Genomic DNA, 275 nt, shown 5'->3' with positions numbered 1-275 from the left:
TGGTTTTTTTCCGTAATTGCCACACCCGAATCCTGCAGCACCTGCACCCAGGTTTTAAAGCTCACCATACCCTCCGGCAACTCGCCCGCCAGTGGCGAGAGGCTCCAGCTCCGTCTCATTTCTTCGACCAGATAGGGTTTGGATGTGACGTACAACACCCGGAAATCCGGATCATCCAGCGGCCGCTCGGCCACCACACGCTCAAGAATAGCCTCCGACACCAGCGTCTTACCCGATCCGGCATCACCCATGAGCAGCAGCGGCATCGCCGCGTA

Annotated in this window: 1 protein-coding gene; it reads right to left on the bottom strand. The window is 58.5% G+C overall.

What is annotated here, in order from left to right:
* Positions 1 to 251, bottom strand: a 251-nt coding sequence (locus ACQUTA_RS13135; RefSeq protein ID WP_444988717.1) for a hypothetical protein, incomplete at its 3' end; no start/stop codon positions are given.
* Between the last annotated feature and the right edge of the window lie 24 nt (positions 252 to 275).

This window comes from Legionella navarrensis (assembly GCF_052527415.1).
Note: the sequence above shows the minus strand (reverse complement) of the source record. Positions and strands in the feature narration are given on the sequence as shown.